This window comes from Paramagnetospirillum caucaseum, assembly GCF_000342045.1.
In the GTDB taxonomy this organism is placed as follows: domain Bacteria; phylum Pseudomonadota; class Alphaproteobacteria; order Rhodospirillales; family Magnetospirillaceae; genus Phaeospirillum; species Phaeospirillum caucaseum.
In genome coordinates this window covers 1-21055 of the sequence record NZ_AONQ01000052.1, presented here as the reverse complement: position 1 = coordinate 21055, position 21055 = coordinate 1, and the positions used below count along the sequence as shown (strand labels likewise).

The following is a 21055-nucleotide window of genomic DNA, read 5'->3' as shown; positions in this document are numbered from 1 at the left end:
CAACAGCGACGACACCGGGAAGGCCGGCTTCATCGAAGCCGGCCGCTTGCTGTTCGCGCGCGAATGCACCTTCATGCAGGGCGCGTCCGGCCTGGACCACCTGCCGGAAGCCAGCCTGACCGAAGTGGCCTTCGCCGGACGGTCCAACGTGGGCAAGTCCAGCCTGATCAACGCGCTCACGGGGCGCAACACCCTGGCGCGCACCTCCAACACCCCGGGCCGCACCCAGGAGCTGAACTTCTTCAATCTGGGCGGCCGGCTGGTGCTGGTGGACATGCCGGGCTACGGCTTCGCCCAGGCCCCCAAGGGGCTGGTGGAGAAATGGACCCGGCTGGTCAACGGCTTCCTCAAGGGCCGCTCGGTGCTGCGCCGGGCCGTGGTGCTGGTGGATTCCCGCCACGGGCTGAAGGACAGCGACCGCGACATGATGAAGATGCTGGACAAGGCCGCCGTGGTCTATCAGGTGGTGCTGACCAAGGCCGACAAGCTGAAGGCCGCCGAACTCGACGCCGTCCACGCCCGGACGCTGGAGGAAATCAGGTCCCGCGTCGCCGCCCATCCCACCCTGATCGTCACCAGTTCGGAAAAGGGGACCGGCATCCCCGAGCTACGCGCCGAGCTGGCCTCTCTCGCCTGAGGAGCGTGTCCCCCATGAGCACCGACCCCACCGCCGACATCATGCATGACCGCAAGGCCTGGCTGGACCGCGCCAAGACCCTGTCCGAGGCGCTGCCCTTCATGCGCCAGTTCAGCGACGAGACCCTGGTCATCAAGTTCGGCGGCCATGCCATGGAATCCGACGACCTGGCGCGGCTGTTCGCCCGCGACGTGGTGCTGCTGAAGCAGGTCGGCATCAACCCGGTGGTGGTGCACGGCGGCGGGCCGCAGATCGACGCCATGCTGAAGCGCCTCGACATCACCACGCCGCGCGTCGACGGCCTGCGCTTCACCGACGAGGCCACCGTCGAGGTGGTCGAGATGATCCTGGCCGGCAAGATCAACAAGCAGATCGTCTCGGCCATCAACGAGGCCGGCGGCTTCGCCGTGGGTCTGTCAGGCAAGGACGGCCACCTGATCCGCGCCCGCAAGCTGCGCCGCACCGTCAAGGACCCGGAATCCAATATCGAACGGGTGCTGGACCTGGGCTTCGTCGGCGAGCCGGCCGAGATCACTCCGCATGTGCTCGACGTCTTCCGCGCCTCGGACGTGATTCCGGTGGTCGCCCCGGTGGGCATGGGCCCGGCGGGCGAGACCTACAACATTAACGCCGACACCGCCGCCGGCGCCATCGCCGCCGCCACCAATTCGCGGCGCCTGCTGATGCTGACCGACGTGGCCGGCGTGCTGGACAAGTCGGGCAACCTGATCCCCGAGATGACCGCCGCCCAGGTCAAGGCCTACATTGCCGACGGCACCATCTCGGGCGGCATGATCCCCAAGGTGGAGACCTGCCTGGACGCGGTGGAAAAGGGCGTCGACGCCGCCGTCATCCTGGACGGCCGCGTACCCCACGCCATCCTGCTGGAACTGTTCACGCCCCACGGCGTCGGGACGCTGATCAAGGCGGGCTGAACGCCCCGCCGCGCGGACGGGCGATCCCTCCGGTCCCGGACCGGAGGCGCATCCATGGAATCGACGGTCCCCTTGACCCTCATCATGGAAGATTCCGGGCACAAAGATGTATTTTTCCCCCACTTTGCCGAGGCCGCCAATAGGACCACCCATGCCCCGCCGCTTCATCCATCGCCATCAGTCGCGTCAATGCCTGCCGTCCTGGACCAAGGCCGGATTGGGGGTGGTCCTGGCGCTGGGGATGCTGGCGATGCTGGGCCAGGCCGGCGGGGCGCCCCTGCTGGCGGCGCCGCTGGGCGCCACGGCGGTGCTGGTGTTTGGCATGCCGGACTCGCCGCTGTCGCAGCCGGCCAGCGTGATCGGCAGCCACCTGATCGCCACGACCATCGGATTGCTGTTCGACCATTTCCTGCCGGGCGGCTGGGTCAGCATGGCCCTGTCGGTGGCGGTGGTGATGGTGGTGCTGGCGGCGTTGCGCCTGACTCATCCGCCGGCCGGGGCCGACCCGCTGGTGGTGATGATGAGCCATCCCGGCTGGAGCTTCCTGTTCCTGCCCGTCCTGGCGGGAACCGTCACCCTGGTGGCGGTGGCGGTGCTGATCCACCGCCTGCCGCCCCGGGCGGTCTATCCCCTGCCGGTGCACCCTCCGGCCGGGGAGTAGAGCCGTCTATTCCTCGGCGCCGCCGCGGTCGGACAAGGCCTTGGCCAGGTCGTAGATGCGGCGCCGCACGTCGGGATCGACGATGCTGTAGTAATTGCGCACCAGTTCCAGGGTTTCGCGGCGCAGACGGGGGTCGGCCTCAGCGGCCGGCGGCTCCTCCTTGGGGGGCTCGCGCACCATCTGCACCGGCGACAGGCCCTTGGTCTCCTCGGGCATGTCGTCGAAGAAGTAGGAAATCGGCACTTCAAGCGACCGCGACAAATCGAACAGACGTGAACAGCTGATCCGATTGGCGCCACGTTCGTATTTCTGCACCTGCTGGAAGGTGAGCCCGATCATCTCGCCAAGCTTTTCCTGGCTGAGTCCCAGTAACGTCCGGCGCAAGCGCATGCGTGAGCCGACATGGACATCGATCGGATTGGGCGCTCCGGCTGGCGTGCGACCCCGATTTGCCTTTCTACGCGGCATGTTTCCCTCTGACCCATGAAGCGCCCAATACTTGCTCTAGTAATTTTACAAACGCAAGAGGGAAACATCGCCCTAAATAATAGAAAAACCAACAATTTAGCCCTATGCACACAAACCCGGATTCAAACTGTATCTATTTGACAACCGTTTGGAGGTAACTCTGCTGAGCAGACCCAGGAAGCCCCCCCTCAATACCCCCTCCGGGTCATGGGTTCGATTGATACGGTTACTGTATGCCTTAAGGCTGGGTCTGTCGGGATATTTGCTTTGGGTCGCTGTAATTCAATCCAACTGGAAAACCTGGGCCTTGAGATAGGCGCTTTCCGGCAGCCAGGGATGGACCGGATGGTCGGACGCGGCGCCGGCACTGCGCAGGATGCGGCCCGAGCGGCCGGCCAGATGCAGGCCGTGGCCGATCTCCTCGGCGAAGGTTTCGGCCGGCATGTGATGGGAGCAGGAGGCGCACAGCAGGAAGCCGCCCGGCTCCACCAGGGCGGCGGCCAGACGGGCCATCTTGCGGTAGCCCTTGGCCCCCGCCCCCAGATCCTTGCGCGACTTGACGAAGGCCGGCGGGTCAGCGACCACCACGCCGAAGCGTTCGCCGGCCAGGGCCAGGCGCTCCATCTCGGCAAAGGCCTCGGCCCGCACGGTGCGCACCGCGACGCCATTCAATTGCGCCGCCCGGTCGGCCAGGGCCAGGGAATGCTCGGAACGGTCCACGGCGACGGTTTCCACCGCGCCGGCCATGGCCGCCTGCACGGCGAAGCCGCCGGCATAGGTATAGACGTCGAGCACCCGGCGGCCCCTGGCCAGCCCGGCGATGAAGGCGCGGTTGTCGCGCTGGTCGAAGAACCAGCCGGTCTTCTGGCCGCCGGTCAGGTCGGCGACGAAGCGGCTGCCGTTCTCCACCAGTTCCACCGGCCCGTCGAGCTGCCCCAAGGCTACCCGGTGATGCTGGTCGAGGCCTTCGAGCTTGCGCACCGGACTGTCGTTGACCAGCACCACGGCGCGCGGCGCCAGAACGGTCTGCAACGCCTCCAGCAGGTCGGGCAACAGCCGCTCCATGCCGGCGGTGTTGGTCTGCACCGCCAGCACGTCGCCGTAGCGGTCGACGATCAGACCGGGCAGCCGGTCGGCCTCGGAATGGACCAGCCGGTAATGGGGCGTGGCGAACAGCGTGTCGCGAAGCGCCAGGGCGGCGCGCAGCCGCTCGGCCAGGAAGGCGGCATCCACCGTGTCGGCGGCGCGGCGCGACAGCAGCCGCGCGGCGATCAGCGAGTGGGGATTGAAGGTGGCGACGCCCAGGCGTTCGTCGCCGGCGTCCATCAGGGTGGCCAGACCGCCGGGCGGCAAGGCCTTGGCCGCGGCGTCCATCTCGATCTCGTTGGAAAAAACCCAGGGGTGACCGGCCCGGAGGCGCTTCGAGCGCCCCCTGGCCAGGCGGATCACGGGACGGGCGGCGGGCTGGTCGGGATGAATCTGTGTCATCCCGGCACTCTACGTGCGGGAATCATTCTCGCCAAGGGCGGGAAGCACCTGAAAAACGTCATACTTTGATATATATCAATGGCGGCCCTCCTCTCGCTGGGCATAGTGCGCACACTTGAAGCAAAGAACCACCCGGCCGCCATCGGCCCCGGGGGCATGGTGTCGCCATGGAACCGGCCGGATGCTTCAGGTGGACCCTTTTCCGGTCGAAACAGGAGTTCGGCATGAGCATCAACACCGAAGCCACGCCCTATTGCGAAGACGTGATCAAGAAGTTCACGCTCGCCGCGATTTTCTGGGGCGTCGTGGGCTTCCTGGCGGGCGACTTCATCGCCCTGCAGCTGGCCTTTCCCGTTCTGAACCTCGATCTCGAGTGGACCTCGTTCGGGCGCCTGCGTCCCGTACACACCTCCGCCGTGATCTTCGCGTTCGGCGGCAACGTTCTTTTCGCCACCTCGCTGTACATCGTGCAGCGCACCAGCCGCGCCGGCCTGTTCGGCGGCGAGGGCCTGGGCGGCTTCGTCTTCTGGAACTTCCAGGCGCTGATCGTCGTCGCGGCCCTGTCCTACGTCCTGGGCTTTTCCCAGGGTCAGGAATACGCCGAGCCGGAATGGTGGATCGACCTGTGGCTCACCGTGATCTGGGTGGCCTATCTGATCGCCTTCGCCGGCACGATCATGAAGCGCAAGGAACCCCACATCTATGTGGCCAACTGGTTCTTCTTCGCCATGATCCTGACCATCGCGATGCTGCACCTGGGCAACAACCTCGCGGTTCCCGCCGCCTTCTTCGGCGGCAGCTGGATGAAGAGCTACAACGTGTTCGGCGGCGTGCAGAACGCCATGACCCAGTGGTGGTACGGCCATAACGCGGTGGGCTTCTTCCTGACCGCCGGCTTCCTCGGCATCATGTACTACTTCGTGCCGAAGCGGGCCGAGCGTCCGGTGTACTCCTACCGCCTGTCGATCGTGCACTTCTGGGCGCTGATCTTCCTGTACATCTGGGCCGGTCCGCACCACCTGCACTACACCGCCCTGCCCGATTGGGCGCAGACGCTGGGCATGACCTTCTCGGTGATGCTGTGGATGCCGTCCTGGGGCGGCATGATCAACGGCCTGATGACGCTGTCGGGCGCCTGGGACAAGCTCCGGACCGATCCGGTCATGCGCTTCCTGGTCTCGTCGGTGGCCTTCTACGGCATGTCGACCTTCGAAGGTCCGATGATGTCGATCAAGGCGGTGAATTCGCTGTCCCACTACACCGATTGGGGCATCGGCCACGTGCACTCCGGTGCCCTGGGCTGGGTGGCCTTCGTCTCCTTCGGCGCGCTGTACTACCTGGTTCCCAAGCTGTGGGGCCGCAAGGAGCTGTACTCGCTGAAGCTGGTGGGCGTTCACTTCTGGGTCGCCACCGTGGGTATCGTCTTCTACATCACCGCCATGTGGATCTCCGGCATCATGCAGGGCCTCATGTGGCGCGCGTACGACAACCTGGGCTTCCTGCAGTACTCGTTCATCGAGACCGTCGAGGCCATGCGTCCGTACTACATGATCCGTGCTCTGGGCGGCTTCCTCTTCGTTCTCGGCTCGCTGGTGATGGTCTACAACGTCTGGAAGACCATCAAGGGCGACGTCGCCGACGAGGCCTACGCTTCCGCCACCAGCGGCGCGCGCTGAGGAGACCCGACCCATGTTCAAGCATCACGCAAAGATCGAAACCAACATCTTCTTCCTGGCCGTCGGCATCCTTCTCACGATCGTCGTCGGTGGCCTGGTCGAAGTCGTACCGCTGTTCTCGATCGAATCGACGATCGAGAAGGTGGATGGCGTCCGTCCCTATTCTCCGCTGGAGCAGAGGGGCCGTGACATCTACATCCGCGAAGGCTGCTACAACTGCCACAGCCAGATGATCCGCCCCTTCAAGGACGAGGTCGAACGCTATGGCCATTACAGCCTCGCGGCCGAGTCCAAGTACGATCACCCCTTCCAGTGGGGCTCCAAGCGTACCGGTCCCGACCTGGCCCGCGTGGGTGGCAAGTACACCGACGACTGGCAGGTCCGCCACCTCATCAACCCGCGTGACGTGGTCCCCGGATCCATCATGCCGGGCTACAAGCACCTGATGCGTCCCCTGAACTACTCCGACATCGCCGCCGACATGAAGGCGCTCAGGGCTGTCGGGGTCCCGTACACGGACGCGCAGATCGCCAATGCCGTGAAGGACCTGGAAGAGCAGGTGTTCGGTGATCCGGCCGCCAAGCCGGCCGTCGCCGCCAGCTATCCCAAGGCCCATATCGGCTCGGCGTCCGGCAAGGACAAGGTCACCGAAATGGATGCCCTGGTCGCCTATCTGCAGGTGCTGGGAACCATGGTCGACTTCTCGACCGTGAAGCCCGAGGCAATCCGCCGCTAGAGGAGTACGGGGTTTGTTCGTCGCATTCGTCGACAATGTACTCCGGCCCTTCTGGGTCTTGTGGGTGATCATGATCTTCACCGGGATCGTTTTCTATGCCTATTGGCCGAAGAACAAGAGTCGGCTGGAAGAGTATGGAAACATCCCGCTGAGGGACGACAATGAGGAGCGCTAACAATGGCGACCATTGAAAAGGACTCGGTGTCCGGTCAGAACACTACCGGTCACGAGTGGGACGGCATCAAGGAGCTGAATACTCCTTTGCCGAAGTGGTGGGTCTACGTTTTCTGGGCCACCGTCCTGTGGGCCATCGGCTACTGGGTCGCGTACCCGGCGTGGCCGCTGGTCAACGGCTACACCAAGGGCACGTTCGGCTATTCGTCCCGCGGCGAGCTGGAGAACGAGCTGGCCGCCCAGAAGAAGGCCCGCTCGGCTTGGCTGTCCAAGATCGAGGCGTCCGACGTTGGCGCCATCGAGAAGGACAAGGACCTGCTGCGCTATGCCATGGCCGGCGGCAAGATCGCGTTCAACGAGAACTGCGCTCCTTGCCACGGCGTCGGCGGCGTCGGTGCCTTCGGCTATCCCAGCCTGGCCGACGACGAATGGCTGTGGGGCGGCGAATTGGCCGACATCGAGACCAGCGTCAAGTTCGGCGTGCGTAACACCAACGCCAACGCGCGCGCCAGCGAGATGCCGAAGTTCGGCGCCGACGGCCTGCTCAAGCCCGAGCAGATCACCGCCGTCACCGACTACGTGCTGTCGCTGGCCTCCAAGGCTCCGGCCAAGGGCTCGGCGGGCGAGACCGTCTATGCCGAGAACTGCGCCGCCTGCCATGCCGACGACGGCGCCGGCAACAAGGACCTCGGCGCTCCCGCCCTGAACAACCAGATCTGGTTGTACAAGGGCTCCAAGGACGCCGTCGCGGCCCAGATCGCCAAGCCCAAGCACGGCGCCATGCCGGCCTGGTCCGAGCGTCTGGACGCGAGCACCGTCAAGATGCTGGCCGTCTACGTCCACAACCTGGGCGGCGGCAAGTAAGAGCTGAATGGGGGGACCCGGTGGGGTGCGTGCCTGGCGACAGGGGCGCACCCCATCGGCATATCTGGCCCCGGCCCTGGACCTCCCATAGGGGCGCAGGGCGGGGGCGACAAAACAGGCATTCTTGATTCTTCGTTTCTGGAGTATCACATCCGGCTAGAGCGCGATGACAATGGACCGGCGCGGTCGCGCCGGTCCATTGTCTGAATCGCCCTCTAACTTATTGATTAGAGACGGATTCAGCGTCCCGGCCGAAACGCAACGCGATTCAACCGGGACGCATCCGGCTCTAGGCGGGGACGGGTCGTGACGGACGCCCCCCGCCTTGTCTTTTGGCCCATCTTCGCAGCAGAGCGTTCGCATCCCATGGCCACCCCCAAGATCGATCCGACCCTGAAGAAGCCCGCCGGCGACGGCGACGGTCCGCTCTATGCCGAGACCGTCATGATTCACCCGCGCACGGTCAAGGGCACCTTCCGCAACTGGAAATGGGCGGCCCTGATCGTCCTGCTGGCGATCTATCACATCGCGCCCTTCCTGCGCTGGGATCGCGGCCCCGACGCCCCCAATCAGGCCATCCTGGCCGACATGGGCGGGCGGCGCGGCTATTTCTTCTTCCTGGAGATCTGGCCGCAGGAGGTCTACTACATCACCGGCCTGCTGTTCCTGGCGGCCATCGTCCTGTTCTTCATGAGCTCGCTGGCCGGGCGCATCTGGTGCGGCTTCTTCTGCTTCCAGACCGTCTACACCGACCTGTTCATGTACGTGGAACGCCTCGTGGTCGGCGACCGCTCCAAGCGCATGGCGCTGGACCGCGCCAAGTGGACCGGCGACAAGCTGGTCAAGAAGGCCACCGTCAACATCATCTGGCTGGCGATTTCCGCCTCGTGCGGCATCGGCTTCACCCTGTATTTCGGCAACGCGCCGACCATGCTGCGGGACATCTTCACGGGAGCCGAGGACAGCGCCGTCTACGGCACCATCGCCGTGGTGGGCGGCTGCTGCTTCCTGCTGGCCGGCTACGCCCGCGAGCAGGTCTGCCTGTACATGTGCCCCTACTCCCGCTTCCAGGCGGCCATGTTCGACGAGCATTCGCTGATCGTCACCTACGAGGAATGGCGCGGCGAACCCAGAAAGCCCATCCGCAAGAGCGAGACCTTCGACAATCGCGGCCACTGCATCGACTGCAAGATGTGCGTCACCGCCTGCCCCACCGGCATCGACATCCGCGACGGCATGCAGATGGGCTGCATCGGCTGCGCGCTGTGCATCGACGCCTGCAACACCATGATGGACAAGTACAAGCTGCCGCGCGGCCTGATCACCTGGGATTCCTCGGCCAATCTCGCGGCGCGGGAAAAGGGCGAGAAGACCCGCATCCGTCTGATCCGTCCGCGCACCATCGTCTATGTGGCGATCATCGCGGCGGTCAGCGGACTGATGGTCTTCGGCCTGTCGTCGCGCAAGGACTTCGACCTCGCCGTGCAGCACGAGCGCTCGCCGCTGTTCGTCAATCTGTCGGACGGAAGCATCCGCAACGGCTATACCGTCAAGATCCTCAACATGGTGCGCGAGGACCGGCAGTTCGAGCTTTCGGTGTCGGGCATCGACGGCGCCGGCCTCAGCGTGGTCGGCGGCCAGGCCCACGGCGCCAAGGCCATGCTCCAGGTCGAGCCCGACGCGGTGGGTACCTACAACGTCTTCGTCACCGCCCCCGCCGACACGTTGCAGGACAAGCGCACCCCGCTATACTTCACCCTGCGCGAGACGGCCAAGGGCGGGAGCAACCGTCTCGAATCCCTGTTCGCTGGACCGGAGAGGTAAATGGACATGGCGCAAGCCCGCAAGCCCGGCTGGTGGTACCCCTATATCTTCGTCGGCGCCTTCCTGGTGGTGGTGGCCGTCAACTTCGTGATGGCCTATTTCGCCAACTCGACCTTCTCGGGCATCTCCACCGAGCGTCCGTATGAGAAGGGCCTGGCCTTCAACCAGACCATCGAGACGGCCCGCAAGCAGGAAGCCCTGAACTGGTCGGTGGACCTGCAGGTCGATCCCGCCGACAGCCACGGCGCCCATGTCACCGTCACCTACAAGGATGCCGCCGGGCAACCGGTGGACGGCATGGAGGTCAAGGCCCTCTTCGTGCGCCCCACCGCCAAGGGCCATGACCGCGAGGTGCGGCTCGCTCCGACCGGTCCCGGCACCTACGCCACCCAACAGCAATTGCCGCTGGCCGGGGTGTGGGACATGGCCCTGGTCGCCACCGGCAAGGACATGCCGTACTCGGTCAACCGCCGCATCGTGGTGCCGTGACCGGGCTTGCGCCTTGCCGCCATTGCGGGGGACCCATGCCGGCCGACCTGGCCGGCACGTTCTGCTGCCGCGGCTGCGAGGGCGCCTACCATCTGGTCGAGGGCCTGGGACTCGAGCAGTACTACGCGCGGCGCACCACCGACCCGGCGGCGCGCCTGCTGCGCCCCGACGACGATGCCGACCGCTATCACGACTTTTCCGCCCACGTCACCACCGACGACAAGGGCGAGGCCGGCCTGCACCTGATGATCGAGGGGCTGCATTGCGGCGCCTGCATCTGGCTGATCGAATCCCTGCTCAACAAGCAGAAGGGCGTCACCTGGGCCCGCGTCAACATGACCACCCGCCGGCTGGTGGTGCGCTGGCGGGCCGGCGAGACCGAGCCGGGTGCCCTGCTCGCCCCGGTGATCGCCGTTGGCTACCGCCTGGTGCCCTACGACCCCGAGCGCCTGGGCGCCGAGACCCAGCGCCAGGAAAAGGAATTGCTGCGCGCCATGGCCATCGCCGGCTTCGCCGCCGGCAACGTCATGCTGCTGTCGGTGTCGGTGTGGGCCGGGCATTTCTCCTATATGGGCCCGGCGACCCGCGATCTGATGCACTGGATCTCCGCCCTGATCGTCCTGCCCGCCGTGGCGTGGTGCGTGCGGCCCTTCGCCCGCTCGGCGGTGGCGGCGCTGCGGTCGGGGCGCACCAACATGGACGTCCCCATCACCATCGGCGTCACCCTGGCCAGCCTGATGAGCCTGTGGGAGACCATCAACGGGGGCGAGTACGCCTATTTCGATTCGGCCATCACCCTGCTGTTCTTCCTGCTGATCGGCCGCTACCTGGATTCGCGGGCGCGCGGCCGGGCCAGGACCACGGTGGAGCACCTGCTGGCGCTGGACGCCGTGGCGGTCACCGTGCTGGAGGACGACGGATCGCAGCGGCTGCTGCCCCCCCACAAGGTGACGCCCGGCGCCCGGGTGCTGGTGGCGGCGGGCGAGCGCATCGGCGTCGACGGCCGCATCACCGACGGCCGCTCCGACGTGGACACCAGCCTGCTGACCGGCGAGAGCCTGCCGGTCCCCGTGACGGTGGGCGCCCAGGTGTTCGCCGGCACCATCAACCTGTCGGCGCCGCTGCGCCTCGAGGTTTCGGCGGTGGGCGAACGCACCCTGCTGGCCGAGATCGTCCGCATGATGGAGGTGGCCGAGCAGGGCCGCGCCCGCTACGTCGCCCTGGCCGACCGGGTGTCGCGCTGGTACGCGCCCGTCGTGCACGTGGCCGCCCTGGCGACCTTCTGCGGCTGGACCTTCCTGACGGACACGCCGTGGCAGCAGGCCCTGCTCTACGCCGTGGCGGTGCTGATCATCACCTGCCCCTGCGCCCTGGCCCTGGCCGTGCCGGTGGTGCAGGTCATCGCCTCGGGCCGTCTGATGCGCCAGGGGGTGCTGGTCAAATCGGCCACCGCCCTGGAGCGCTTCGCCGATGCCGACACCGTGGTGTTCGACAAGACCGGCACCCTGACGCTGGGCAAGCCGGTGCTGGCCGAGGACGGAGGCTGGAGCCCGGACGACCTGACGGCCGCCGCCGGCCTGACGCCTTCGTCGCGCCATCCCCTGGCCCGCGCCATCACCTCCGCCTGCCCCGCCGCCCCGCTGGCCGACGGCGTGGTCGAGGTGCCGGGCATGGGCCTGGAAATCCCGGCGCGGGGCATCCGCCTGGGCAGCCGCAAGTTCGTCGGAGTGCCCGACGATGCCGCCGGCGACGGCCCCGAGCTGTGGCTGTCCCGCCCCGGCCACGGACCGGTGCGCTTTTCCTTCTCCGACGCCCTGCGCGCCGATGCCGTCCAGGTGGTGGCCGAACTGCGCCGCATGGGCCTTGCCGTCGAGCTGCTGTCGGGTGACCGCCCCGCCGCCGCCGCCAGGGTGGCCGGGGCCTTGGGGCTGGCCGAATGGCGGGCCGGCTGCACGCCGTCCGACAAATGCGCCCGTCTGGCCGAGCTGGAGGCCGAAGGCCGCAAGGTGCTGATGATCGGCGACGGCCTCAACGACGCCCCGGCCCTGGCCGCCGCCCATGTCTCCATGTCGCCGTCTTCGGCGGTGGACGTCAGCCAGACCGCCGCCGACGTGGTGTTCCAGGGCGCCCGCCTCGCCCCCGTTGTCGAGACGCTGGAGGTGGCGCGGCTGTCCCGCGTCCTGGTGAAGCAGAATTTCGGCCTGGCGCTGGGCTACAACGTCTTCACGGTGCCCCTGGCCATAGCCGGAATGGTCACCCCCCTCATCGCCGCGATTGCCATGTCCACCTCGTCACTGGTAGTAATTGGGAACGCTCTGCGTCTATCGCGCCGGAGAGGGTAGTGGATAATCTGTTGATGCTGATCCCGGTAGCCCTCGGTCTGGGCTTCGTGGGGTTGCTCGGGTTCCTGTGGGCGTTGAAGTCGGGTCAGTTCGATGACCTCGACGGGGCAGCGCATCGTATTCTCTTCGATGACGACGAACAGCCCAAGACCGGGGCCTGAGGGGGATGGGTAGCCTGCACATGCCGCCCCTCGATTACGAGACCCACAAGACGCCGCATATCGCCGATCTGCGCTCGCCCCAGTGCCGCAACTGCGACATCGTGCGCGAAATCGCCTTCTGCGCCGACCTCTCCCAGGACGAGGTCAAGCGCCTGTCCACAGTGCGCTGCCACGCCGCCCTGCCCGCCAGCTTCACGGTGTTCCGGGAAGGCGACGAGGTCGACCACGTCTATTCCATCTCCAACGGCGCGGTGAAGCTGTACAAGCTGATGCCCGACGGACGGCGCCAGATCATCGGCTTCCTGTTCTCGGGCGACCTGTTCGGGCTGGGCATCGACGGCGGCTATTGCTACACCGCCGAGACCATCACGCCGACCCATCTGTGCCGCTTCACCCACCGCAAGCTGGACAGCCTGATCAGCGAGATCCCCCGCCTGGAACGCCGCATGTTCACCATGGCGGTCAAGGATCTGGTCTCGGCCCAGGACCAGATGCTGCTGCTGGGCCGTAAGACGGCGCGCGAGAAAGTGGCCACCTTCCTGCTGCGCCTGTCGCAGCGCTCCATCCAGATGGGCCTGCCGCCCAGCCCGGTGGCGCTGCCCATGAGCCGCGCCGACATCGCCGACTATCTCGGCCTGACCATCGAGACGGTCAGCCGCACCTTCACCCAGCTGAAACGCGACGGCATCATCGGATTGCCAGCCTCGGGCCATTGCATCGTCAATGACTGGGACGCGCTGCGCGAGTTGGCCGAAGGCGCCTGAACTCCCATTTCCCAAAGCGAAAGAGGCCCTTGCGGTGAGCACCGAAGTCAGGATCAAACGCATCACCACGCGCGACATCCGCGCCCGCAAGGGGGCCGAGCCGCTGGTGGTGCTGACCGCCTATACCGCCCCCATCGCCCGGCTGCTCGATCCGATCTGCGACATCCTGCTGGTCGGCGATTCGCTCGGCATGGTGGTCTACGGTATGGAGACCACGCTGGGCGTGACGCTGGACATGATGATCAACCACGGCGCCGCCGTGGTGCGCTCGTCGTCCAAGGCCTGCGTGGTGGTGGACATGCCGTTCGGCTCGTACCAGGAAAGCCGGGAACAGGCCTTCCGCAACTGCGCCCGGGTGATGGCCGAGACCGGCTGCGCCGCCGTCAAGCTGGAGGGCGGCCGCGAACTGGCCGAGACCATCCGCTTCCTGGCCGACCGCGGCATTCCGGTGATGGCCCATATCGGCCTGAAGCCCCAGGCGGTACACGCCATCGGCGGCTTCCGCGCCCAGGGCCGCAACGATGCCGAGGCCGAGGCCATCCGCGCCGACGCCCGCGCCGTCACCGAGGCGGGCGCCTTTGCCGTTCTGGTGGAAGGCACCATGGAGCCGGTGGCCCGCGCCCTGTCGGCCGAGATCGGCGTTCCCACCATCGGCATCGGCGCCTCGCCCGCCTGCGACGGCCAGGTGCTGGTCATCGACGACGTGCTGGGGCTGTTCGACGACTTCACCCCGAAATTCGTCAAGCGCTACGCCGACCTGCGCCCGCTGATCACCGAGGCGGCCGAGCGCTATGCCGCCGAGGTCAAGGCCCGCACCTTCCCCGGCCCCGAGCACTGTTTCGGAATGCCGAAAAAATGAGCGGCCCGGTCGTCATTGTCCGCAGCGTCGCCGCGCTGCGCGCCCAGGTATCGGCATGGCGCAAGGACGGCCTGACGGTCGCTTTGGTGCCCACCATGGGGGCGCTGCACGCCGGCCACCTGTCCCTGGTCAAGCGTGGGCTGGAGCTGGCCGATTGCTGCGTCGCCTCGGTATTCGTCAACCCCACCCAGTTCGGCCCCAACGAGGATTTCGCCCGCTATCCCCGCCAGGAGGAACTGGACGCCGCCGCCCTGGCCTCGGCCGGCTGCCACGTGCTGTTCGCCCCCGATGTCGCCGAGATGTACCCGGACGGCTTCGCCACCACCGTCTCGGTGAGCGGGGTGTCGGAGGGCTTGTGCGGCGCGGTGCGCCCCGGCCATTTCGCCGGCGTCGCCACGGTGGTGACCAAACTGCTGCTGCAATGCCTGCCCGATATCGCCCTGTTCGGTGAGAAGGACTACCAGCAGCTGGCGGTGATCCGCCGCTTCGCCCGCGATCTCGACATTCCGGTGCGCATCGAGGGGGTGCCGACGCTCCGCGAGGACGACGGTCTGGCCATGTCGTCGCGCAACGCCTACATGACGCCGGACCAGCGGGCCATCGCCCCCTGGCTGTTCCGGGCGCTGACCGGCATCGCCGACGGCCTGCGCGCCGGGGCCAAGGCCGCCGATCTTTGCCCCATGGCGATCTCCGGGCTGCTCAAGGCCGGCTTCGATTCGGTGGATTACATCGAGGTGCGCGACGCCGCCTCCCTGGCCCCGGCCGAAAGCCTGGACCGCCCCCTGCGCATTCTGGCCGCCGCCCGCCTGGGCAAGACCCGGCTGATCGACAATATCGGGGTGGAGCCTTAAGGGCCAATCGACATTCAAGCGGATGGGACGAAAAATGGGCCACAGATGAACACAGATTCCCGCTACGCGGGACACGGATAAGGAATATTCCCAGTTCATCTGTGGCTGAAATTTCTGTCTGGAAGACGCTCTGGTCTGAAATCAGCCGAATTCCCTGAATGTCGATACAGCCTAACTCCCCGCGACGGTGTCATAAGACACGGATGCGGTGCGTCGCACCGCTCACGGATGAATGGAAAATTTCTTTTATCCGTGTCTATCCGTGGCCGCGCAGCGGCATCCGTGCAATCCGTGTCCCGGGATAGCCGAGAGGGGGAAGCCCTACCGCCCCGCCACCATCAGCCCGTCGATGCGCAAGGTCGGCGCGTCGATGCCGTGGCGGAGCACGAGGTCGCTGGCCGGGGTGAGGTTGAGGAACATGTCCTTGAGATTGCCGGCCACCGTCACCTCGTTGACGGGGAAGGCCAGTTCGCCGCCCTTGATCCAGAAGCCCGAGGCGCCGCGCGAATAATCGCCGGTGACGCCGTTGACCCCCTGGCCCGACAGGTCGGTGATGTAGAACCCTTCGGAAATGTCGTGGATCATCTCGGCGGGGGTCACGGGGCCGGCTTCCAGGTAGAAATTGCTGGCCGAGGGCGAGGGCGGCGACGAAGTGCCCCGGCTGGCATGGCCGGTGGAGCGCATGCCCAGCTGGCGGGCCGAGCGCAGATCCAGCAGCCAGGAGGTCAGCACCCCGTCCTCGACGATGGCCCGCGTCCGGGTGGCGATGCCCTCGCCGTCGCAGGGGCGCGAGCGCAGGCCGCGCCGGCGGTGGGGATCGTCCACCACCCGCACGCCACGGGCAAAGATCGCCTCGCCCAGCTTGTCCTTGAGGAAGCTGGTGCCGCGCGCCACCCCGGCGCCGTTGATGGCCCCGGCCAGGCTGGACAGCAGGCCGCGCGCCACGCGGGGGTCGAAGATCACCGGCACCTGCCGGGTCGCCACCTTGCGCGCCCCCAGACGGCGGACGGCGCGGCGGCCGGCCTCATGGCCGATTTCCTCCGCTTCCCGCAGATCGGCCAGGAATACCGCCGAGGAATAGTCGTAGTCGCGCTCCATGCCCTGCGCGCTGGTGCCGGCCAGCACCGAGACCGACAGCGACGACGAGGTCACCGCATAGGCATGGGAAAAGCCGTTGGAGGCGACGATGGCCACGCCGGAGCGGCCCCAGCCGGCCTCGGCGCCCTCGGAATTGGTGACGCCGGAGACAGCCCGGGCCGCGTCCTCGGCGGCGCGCACCATGTCGATCAGCGTTTCCGCCGCGGGCTCGTCGGGATCGCAGACGTCGAGGTCGGGAAAGTCGCGGGCGAGGTCGGCCGGATCGGCGAGGCCGCAATAGGGGTCCTCGGGAATGGCCCGCGCCATGGCCACGGCGCGCTCCACCAGTTCGGCCAGGGCCGCCTTGGAGCGGTCCGACGACGAGACGAAGGCCTGGCGCCGGCCGATCAGCACGCGCAGGCCCACATCGCCGGATTCGGCCCGTTCCAGGCGTTCCAGCGCACCGAGACGCAGGCCCACCGACAGCGAGGCGGAATCGATCAGCACCGCGTCGGCGGCCTCGGCTCCGGCCTTGCGGGCGTCGGCGACCAGATCACTCAGCAGATCGAGGGGCGAAATCCCGGACATAACGGAGCCTCCAAAGCGGGGGCATTCAGGCTGCCCCGATTCTCGGCCGCCGTAAAGGGGGGATCAGGGCAACGGGCTGAGTCCGATCACCAGGGGGTGCAGCCACAGCAGCACCGGATAGAGCGCCAGCCCGCCCATGATGCGCGCCCAGCCCAGCTCGGCCCGCAGCAAGCGGACGTCGAACGCCGCCTGTCCGGCCATCTCGCGCCAGCGCTCCTGCCCCAAGGATTTGCGGCGCTTGGCGTCGAGGATGCGCGGCCCCGCCAGGCAGAGCAGGAACAGCGGCACGAACAGCAAAAGCCCGGCCAGATGGCCATTGGGCACGATGTGCACGGCGCTCCACAGTCCCAGGCCCCAGATGATGGGATGACGGGTCAGGCGCACGATGCCCGGCCGCGCCGGGTCGTAGCCGGCGCCGCCCGGACCGATGGAGAAGGGATTCTTCTGGGTCAGGCCCAGCACCCACAACAGGCAGGCGACGGGCATGAGCAGCGGCGGCACCCAGCGCATCCAGGGCCGCTGCTCCCACACCACCACGGTGGGGGAATCCAGCGCGGCGGCGATCACCCAGGCCAGCAGGATGGTGGAGACCACCGAATAGCCGGCATAGAAGGCGGCGCGGCCATACTTCGCCTCGACCGGCCCGCGCACCGGCTTCCAGTTGGAGAGCGAGTGCGCCCCCAGGAACACCGCCACCGAGGCGACCAGATGGCCGACGCCGCCGGTCAGGCCAATGCTTGATGATCCAATCTCGGCAAGCATTGGCTAGGCCCAAGGGGCCGCGCTGCTTATGCAGCGGGAGCCCGGCGGGCGGAGACCCGCGTCTGGCGATTGAGGGACGGCACGTCTCACCTAGAACTCCACCTCGGGCAGGTTGTGCTGGCGGGCGCAGGCCACCAGGGTGTTCCGGAGCAGGCAGGCGATGGTCATGGGGCCGACGCCGCCGGGCACCGGGGTGATGGCGCCCGCCACCTTGACCGCCGAGGCGAAGTCCACGTCGCCCACCAGTCTGGTCTTGCCGTCGGGCAGATCGATGCGGTTGATGCCAACGTCGATCACCGTGGCGCCCGGCTTGATCCAGTCGCCCTTGATCATCTCGGGACGGCCGACGGCGGCGATGACGATGTCGGCGCGGCGCACCACGGACGGAAGGTCCCTGGTCTGGGAATGGGCGATCGTGACGGTGCAGCTTTCCCGGATCAGCAGCTGGGCCATGGGCTTGCCGACGATGTTGGACCGCCCGATCACCACGGCGTCCAGCCCGCCCAGCTTGCCCAGATTGTCCTTCAGCAACAGCAGCGAGCCCAGCGGCGTGCACGGCACCAGGGCGTCCATGCCCGCCGCGAGGCGGCCGACGTTGACGGGATGGAAGCCGTCCACGTCCTTGGCCGGGTCGATGGCCTCGATCACCTTCTGGGTGTCGATGTGCTTGGGAACCGGCAACTGCACCAGGATACCGTGCACCGCCGGGTCCTTGTTCAGGCTGTCGATCAGCAGCAGCAGCGAGTCTTCCGGCGTGTCGGCGGGCAGCTTGTGCTCGAACGAGTTCATGCCGGTCTCGACGGTGCGCTTGCCCTTGGTGCGCACATAGACCTGGCTGGCCGGGTCCTCGCCCACCAGCACCACCGCCAGCCCGGGGGTGATCCGGTGCTTTCCCTTCATCTCGGCGACGCGCGACGCGATGGTCTCGCGCAGTTTGCCGGAAAACACAGTGCCGTCGATCAGCTTCGCGTCAGTCATGGTTGCTTGCCATCCACTCGTCGAGGCGATGCCGCAGATCCTCGGAATCGCCGGAAATCAAGATCACCTTGCGCCGGTCGGTGGCGCCCAGGACGATGTCCATGTCCGACTTGGGGATCTTCCAAGCCTTGGACAGAAGCTTCAACAGCGCCGCGTTGGCCTTGCCGTCCTCCGGCACCGCCGTCACCTGCGCCTTCAACACCACCGAACCGTCCGCCTCGTCCGCCGCGCCCACGATGCGGTCGCGTGACGCCTTGGGGGTCAGGCGCAAGGCCACCTTCACGCCGCCGGCGCACGGCGTGAAGGGCGACGGGCTCAAAGGCTGAACCGCACCTGCTCCAGCACCCGGATGATGAAATACAGGATCAGCCAGAGCGCGATGGGCGACAGGTCGACGGCGCCGAAATCGGGCAGGACGCGCCGCAGCGGGCGCAGCGCCGGCTCGGTCAGGCGGTAGATCACGTCGAGGATGGTCCGAACCGTCGCGTTGTAGGTGTTGATCACGCCGAACGCCACCAGCCAGCTGACGATCACCGACGCCAGGATCACGTACCAGTACAGGTTCAGGGCGATCAGAACGACTTCGATCAGCGTATTCAGGATCACATGCATCGGCGGCACCTGAGAGGACGGTTCGAATCGCGCCAAACCTATCCTCGGCGGCCTTGTCGCGCAAGGCCGCCGATGCCATCTTTGGAAGCACTCGACACTCGGGAGGGGTCACGATGAACGATGACGTCAAGAGTCTGATGCCCAAGGCCGATCTGACGCGGCGCGGCTTCGTGTCGGCGGCGGTGCTGGCCACCGGCTACGCCCTGGCGGTCAGCCCCGCCGCGGCCGGCGCCATCAGCACTCCGGCCGAGGGCCTGTCGGCGGGCGCGGTGATGATCCCCACCCCGGGCGGCCATCCCATGCCGGCCTATGCCGCCATGCCGGCGGGCAAGGGGCCGTTCCCCACCATCCTGGTGATCCAGGAGATCTTCGGCGTCCACGAGCATATCCGCGACGTCTGCCGCCGCTTCGCCCGGCTGGGCTATCTCGCCGTCGCGCCGGAACTGTATTTCCGCCAGGGCGATCCCGCCGTGCTGACCGACATTCCCACCATCCTGTCTTCCATCGTCGCCAGGGTGCCCGACACCCAGGTGATGTCCGACCTGGACGCGGCGGCGGCCTGGGCGGCGGCCAATGGCGGCGATGCCGACCGGCTGGGGGTCACCGGCTTCTGCTGGGGCGGCCGCGCCACCTGGCTCTACGCCGCCCACAATCCCAGGCTGAAGGCGGCGGTGGCCTGGTACGGGCGGCTGGCGGGCAACGCCACGCCGGAAACCCCCCGGCAGCCCCTGGATGTGGCCGCCGGCCTGCTGGCTCCGGTGCTCGGCCTTTACGGCGGCGCCGACCAGGGCATTCCGCTCGATACCGTCGAGAAGATGAAGGCGGCGGTCAAGCTGGCGCGGGTCCAGGTGGAGGTGACGGTCTATCCCGACGCCCCCCACGCCTTCCACGCCGATTACCGCCCCTCGTACCGCGAGGCCCCGGCCAGGGACGGCTGGGCCAAGGCCTTGGCCTGGTTCAAGGGCAACGGAGTGGGGTAGTCGTCAGCCTTCCGGCTGCATCAGGGTGCGCAAGGTGGCCTGCAGCCCGGTGATCAGGGCGTCCTGGACCTCGGGCGGCTGGGCGGCGATGGCAGCGGCGATGCCGCCCAGGGGGTCGCCCTGCAGCAACCGGTGCCCCGCCGAGGTCAGTTCCAGGCGGTTGCGGCGGCGGTCGCCCAGTTCGGGCAGGCGCTCCACCAGTTCCTTACGGACCAGGGCGGCCACCGTCTGGCTGGCGGTGCCGCTGGTGGTGGCGTGGTACTGGGCGAAGGCGGTGACGGTGCGGGCCTCGGGCACCGCGTCGGCAAGATAGCGCAGCGCGCTCCATTGCGCCGGATTCAAGCCCCCGGCAAACGCCGCCCCGTTGGCCAGCCGCAAAATCTGCGCCATGGCCTCGGCGGCGGTCCGAGCCGAAAACCGTAATCTAGTGTCACCGTCCATCATAATTCATCATGGCACGGGCTTTTGTGCGGCGCAACGGAGCGAGAGTTTATTGAACGCTAATTCGTTCGATGCAGCCCTTCGCCATAAGAAATAGGGCATCCTGGGGCGAATCGCCCCGCAGGGCCTGGTCGGGGTCGCCTCCCAGGTAGAGGCCGCGCAGCACCCGCCCGGCGATGCCGTGGCTGACCACCACCAGCTTCTCGCCCGGAACCAGCCCCGCCAGCCAGTCGGCCAGCCGGGCCGCCAGCGCCCCATGGCTTTCCCCGCCGGGACAGCGGAACACCCAGTGGTCCAGCCCCTCGCCCTCCAGCATGCCGGGATGCCTGGCCGCCAGTTCCGCCTTGGGCAGGCCGGACCAGTCGCCGGTATGGACCTCGCGCAGGCGGCCGTCGAAGATGACGGAGCGGAAATCCAGCCCGGCGACCTCGCACAGGATGCCGGTGGTCTGGGCGCAGCGGCCCAGCGGGCTCGACACCACCCGCCATTGGTCCCGCTCGCCAAGGATTTCCCGCATCCGCTGGCCGTAGGCCCGCGCCTGGGCCGCGCCCTTGGGGGTCAGCGGCGAATCGCCGTGGCCCTGGACGCGGCCCTCGCGGTTCCAGCGGGTTTCCCCGTGGCGGACCAGGATGATGGTCGGCATGGATCGTTCCGCACAAGGCCCCCACCCCAACCCTCCCCCGGCTCT

Annotated in this window: 24 protein-coding genes; 15 read left to right on the top strand and 9 right to left on the bottom strand. The window is 67.3% G+C overall.

All coding sequences use genetic code 11. The features are described from left to right. Nucleotides 1-46 precede the first annotated feature (46 nt). The 3 genes from yihA to H261_RS16485 all read left to right on the top strand — a co-directional run bounded on the left by yihA (nucleotide 47) and on the right by H261_RS16485 (nucleotide 2233). Nucleotides 47-637, top strand: coding sequence for a ribosome biogenesis GTP-binding protein YihA/YsxC (yihA, locus tag H261_RS16495; RefSeq protein ID WP_008619682.1), 591 nt, complete (start codon nucleotides 47-49; stop codon nucleotides 635-637). Between the two features lie 14 nt (nucleotides 638-651). Beyond that, entirely contained in the window at nucleotides 652-1572 is a 921-nt protein-coding gene (argB, locus tag H261_RS16490) for an acetylglutamate kinase (RefSeq protein ID WP_008619680.1), read from the top strand. A gap of 151 nt (nucleotides 1573-1723) precedes the next feature. Continuing rightward, a complete protein-coding gene (locus tag H261_RS16485; RefSeq protein ID WP_008619679.1) occupies nucleotides 1724-2233 on the top strand; it encodes an HPP family protein in 510 nt (169 codons plus the stop codon). 6 nt (nucleotides 2234-2239) lie between these two features. Here the strand turns inward: H261_RS16485 and H261_RS16480 are convergent, their stop codons facing one another. Next, complete coding sequence (locus tag H261_RS16480; RefSeq protein WP_040476735.1) at nucleotides 2240-2701, bottom strand: helix-turn-helix domain-containing protein; 462 nt, start codon at nucleotides 2699-2701, stop codon at nucleotides 2240-2242. Nucleotides 2702-2983: 282 nt separating this feature from the next. Beyond that, the gene (locus H261_RS16475) at nucleotides 2984-4189 is read right to left on the bottom strand and encodes a class I SAM-dependent rRNA methyltransferase (RefSeq protein WP_008619677.1); all 1206 of its coding nucleotides are present in this window, start codon (nucleotides 4187-4189) and stop codon (nucleotides 2984-2986) included. 224 nt (nucleotides 4190-4413) lie between these two features. Here H261_RS16475 and ccoN point away from each other — a divergent pair, with 224 nt between their 5' ends. From ccoN to panC, 11 genes are all read left to right on the top strand, one after another. Then, nucleotides 4414-5865 (top strand): cytochrome-c oxidase, cbb3-type subunit I, encoded by a 1452-nt coding sequence (gene ccoN / locus H261_RS16470; protein ID WP_008619676.1) that lies wholly within the window; start codon nucleotides 4414-4416, stop codon nucleotides 5863-5865. A 13-nt stretch (nucleotides 5866-5878) separates the two neighbouring features. Then, complete coding sequence (ccoO, locus tag H261_RS16465) at nucleotides 5879-6601, top strand: cytochrome-c oxidase, cbb3-type subunit II (RefSeq protein WP_008619675.1); 723 nt, start codon at nucleotides 5879-5881, stop codon at nucleotides 6599-6601. Nucleotides 6602-6614: 13 nt separating this feature from the next. After that, on the top strand, nucleotides 6615-6776 hold the full coding sequence (locus tag H261_RS23960) for a cbb3-type cytochrome oxidase subunit 3 (RefSeq protein ID WP_008619674.1): 162 nt from the start codon (nucleotides 6615-6617) through the stop codon (nucleotides 6774-6776). 2 nt (nucleotides 6777-6778) lie between these two features. Then, the gene (ccoP, locus tag H261_RS16460) at nucleotides 6779-7639 is read left to right on the top strand and encodes a cytochrome-c oxidase, cbb3-type subunit III (RefSeq protein ID WP_008619673.1); all 861 of its coding nucleotides are present in this window, start codon (nucleotides 6779-6781) and stop codon (nucleotides 7637-7639) included. 366 nt (nucleotides 7640-8005) lie between these two features. Beyond that, complete coding sequence (gene ccoG, locus H261_RS16455) at nucleotides 8006-9463, top strand: cytochrome c oxidase accessory protein CcoG (RefSeq protein ID WP_008619672.1); 1458 nt, start codon at nucleotides 8006-8008, stop codon at nucleotides 9461-9463. After that, nucleotides 9464-9952, top strand: a complete 489-nt coding sequence (locus H261_RS16450; protein ID WP_008619671.1) for a FixH family protein — start codon at nucleotides 9464-9466, stop codon at nucleotides 9950-9952. Continuing rightward, nucleotides 9949-12294: a heavy metal translocating P-type ATPase metal-binding domain-containing protein gene (locus tag H261_RS16445; protein WP_040476734.1), complete on the top strand. Its 2346-nt coding sequence runs from the start codon at nucleotides 9949-9951 to the stop codon at nucleotides 12292-12294. The genes H261_RS16450 and H261_RS16445 overlap by 4 nt, the downstream gene beginning before the upstream one ends. Continuing rightward, complete coding sequence (gene ccoS / locus H261_RS16440) at nucleotides 12294-12455, top strand: cbb3-type cytochrome oxidase assembly protein CcoS (protein WP_009870367.1); 162 nt, start codon at nucleotides 12294-12296, stop codon at nucleotides 12453-12455. The genes H261_RS16445 and ccoS overlap by 1 nt, the downstream gene beginning before the upstream one ends. Nucleotides 12456-12475: 20 nt before the next feature. Continuing rightward, complete coding sequence (locus H261_RS16435; protein ID WP_008619665.1) at nucleotides 12476-13219, top strand: helix-turn-helix domain-containing protein; 744 nt, start codon at nucleotides 12476-12478, stop codon at nucleotides 13217-13219. A gap of 34 nt (nucleotides 13220-13253) precedes the next feature. Further along, entirely contained in the window at nucleotides 13254-14078 is an 825-nt protein-coding gene (gene panB / locus H261_RS16430) for a 3-methyl-2-oxobutanoate hydroxymethyltransferase (protein ID WP_008619664.1), read from the top strand. Continuing rightward, nucleotides 14075-14929, top strand: a complete 855-nt coding sequence (panC, locus tag H261_RS16425; protein WP_008619654.1) for a pantoate--beta-alanine ligase — start codon at nucleotides 14075-14077, stop codon at nucleotides 14927-14929. Before panB ends, panC begins: the two co-directional genes overlap by 4 nt. Nucleotides 14930-15250: 321 nt before the next feature. Here panC and H261_RS16420 read toward each other — a convergent pair whose 3' ends face one another. The 5 genes from H261_RS16420 to H261_RS16400 form a co-directional block, all read right to left on the bottom strand. Beyond that, nucleotides 15251-16594, bottom strand: a complete 1344-nt coding sequence (locus tag H261_RS16420; protein WP_008619647.1) for a TldD/PmbA family protein — start codon at nucleotides 16592-16594, stop codon at nucleotides 15251-15253. 63 nt (nucleotides 16595-16657) lie between these two features. Continuing rightward, nucleotides 16658-17356 (bottom strand): NnrU family protein, encoded by a 699-nt coding sequence (locus tag H261_RS16415; protein ID WP_008619645.1) that lies wholly within the window; start codon nucleotides 17354-17356, stop codon nucleotides 16658-16660. 90 nt (nucleotides 17357-17446) lie between these two features. After that, nucleotides 17447-18334, bottom strand: coding sequence for a bifunctional methylenetetrahydrofolate dehydrogenase/methenyltetrahydrofolate cyclohydrolase FolD (folD, locus tag H261_RS16410; RefSeq protein ID WP_008619643.1), 888 nt, complete (start codon nucleotides 18332-18334; stop codon nucleotides 17447-17449). Then, nucleotides 18327-18653, bottom strand: coding sequence for a DUF167 domain-containing protein (locus H261_RS16405; RefSeq protein ID WP_008619642.1), 327 nt, complete (start codon nucleotides 18651-18653; stop codon nucleotides 18327-18329). Before H261_RS16405 ends, folD begins: the two co-directional genes overlap by 8 nt. Continuing rightward, on the bottom strand, nucleotides 18650-18946 hold the full coding sequence (locus H261_RS16400) for a YggT family protein (RefSeq protein WP_008619641.1): 297 nt from the start codon (nucleotides 18944-18946) through the stop codon (nucleotides 18650-18652). The genes H261_RS16405 and H261_RS16400 overlap by 4 nt, the downstream gene beginning before the upstream one ends. Before the next feature lie 113 nt (nucleotides 18947-19059). Between H261_RS16400 and H261_RS16395 the strand changes: the two genes are divergently transcribed. Further along, nucleotides 19060-19926 (top strand): dienelactone hydrolase family protein, encoded by an 867-nt coding sequence (locus H261_RS16395; RefSeq protein ID WP_008619640.1) that lies wholly within the window; start codon nucleotides 19060-19062, stop codon nucleotides 19924-19926. A 3-nt stretch (nucleotides 19927-19929) separates the two neighbouring features. On the opposite strand, the gene H261_RS16390 is transcribed toward H261_RS16395, so the two are convergent. Then, nucleotides 19930-20316 carry a MarR family winged helix-turn-helix transcriptional regulator gene (locus H261_RS16390; protein WP_008619639.1) on the bottom strand — a complete coding sequence of 129 codons (387 nt, stop codon included), beginning with the start codon at nucleotides 20314-20316 and terminating at the stop codon, nucleotides 19930-19932. 100 nt (nucleotides 20317-20416) lie between these two features. Beyond that, nucleotides 20417-21010 carry a histidine phosphatase family protein gene (locus H261_RS16385; RefSeq protein ID WP_008619638.1) on the bottom strand — a complete coding sequence of 198 codons (594 nt, stop codon included), beginning with the start codon at nucleotides 21008-21010 and terminating at the stop codon, nucleotides 20417-20419. Nucleotides 21011-21055: the final 45 nt, after the last annotated feature.

Coding starts and splice junctions, on each gene's coding strand:
- argB (WP_008619680.1), top strand. CDS start 652: ATGAGCACCGACCCCACCGCCGACATCATGCATGACCGCAAGGCCTGG.
- H261_RS16485 (WP_008619679.1), top strand. CDS start 1,724: ATGCCCCGCCGCTTCATCCATCGCCATCAGTCGCGTCAATGCCTGCCG.
- H261_RS16480 (WP_040476735.1), bottom strand. CDS start 2,701: ATGCCGCGTAGAAAGGCAAATCGGGGTCGCACGCCAGCCGGAGCGCCC.
- H261_RS16475 (WP_008619677.1), bottom strand. CDS start 4,189: ATGACACAGATTCATCCCGACCAGCCCGCCGCCCGTCCCGTGATCCGC.
- ccoN (WP_008619676.1), top strand. CDS start 4,414: ATGAGCATCAACACCGAAGCCACGCCCTATTGCGAAGACGTGATCAAG.
- ccoO (WP_008619675.1), top strand. CDS start 5,879: ATGTTCAAGCATCACGCAAAGATCGAAACCAACATCTTCTTCCTGGCC.
- ccoP (WP_008619673.1), top strand. CDS start 6,779: ATGGCGACCATTGAAAAGGACTCGGTGTCCGGTCAGAACACTACCGGT.
- ccoG (WP_008619672.1), top strand. CDS start 8,006: ATGGCCACCCCCAAGATCGATCCGACCCTGAAGAAGCCCGCCGGCGAC.
- H261_RS16450 (WP_008619671.1), top strand. CDS start 9,464: ATGGACATGGCGCAAGCCCGCAAGCCCGGCTGGTGGTACCCCTATATC.
- H261_RS16435 (WP_008619665.1), top strand. CDS start 12,476: ATGCCGCCCCTCGATTACGAGACCCACAAGACGCCGCATATCGCCGAT.
- panC (WP_008619654.1), top strand. CDS start 14,075: ATGAGCGGCCCGGTCGTCATTGTCCGCAGCGTCGCCGCGCTGCGCGCC.
- H261_RS16420 (WP_008619647.1), bottom strand. CDS start 16,594: ATGTCCGGGATTTCGCCCCTCGATCTGCTGAGTGATCTGGTCGCCGAC.
- H261_RS16415 (WP_008619645.1), bottom strand. CDS start 17,356: ATGCTTGCCGAGATTGGATCATCAAGCATTGGCCTGACCGGCGGCGTC.
- folD (WP_008619643.1), bottom strand. CDS start 18,334: ATGACTGACGCGAAGCTGATCGACGGCACTGTGTTTTCCGGCAAACTG.
- H261_RS16400 (WP_008619641.1), bottom strand. CDS start 18,946: ATGCATGTGATCCTGAATACGCTGATCGAAGTCGTTCTGATCGCCCTG.
- H261_RS16395 (WP_008619640.1), top strand. CDS start 19,060: ATGAACGATGACGTCAAGAGTCTGATGCCCAAGGCCGATCTGACGCGG.
- H261_RS16390 (WP_008619639.1), bottom strand. CDS start 20,316: ATGGCGCAGATTTTGCGGCTGGCCAACGGGGCGGCGTTTGCCGGGGGC.
- H261_RS16385 (WP_008619638.1), bottom strand. CDS start 21,010: ATGCCGACCATCATCCTGGTCCGCCACGGGGAAACCCGCTGGAACCGC.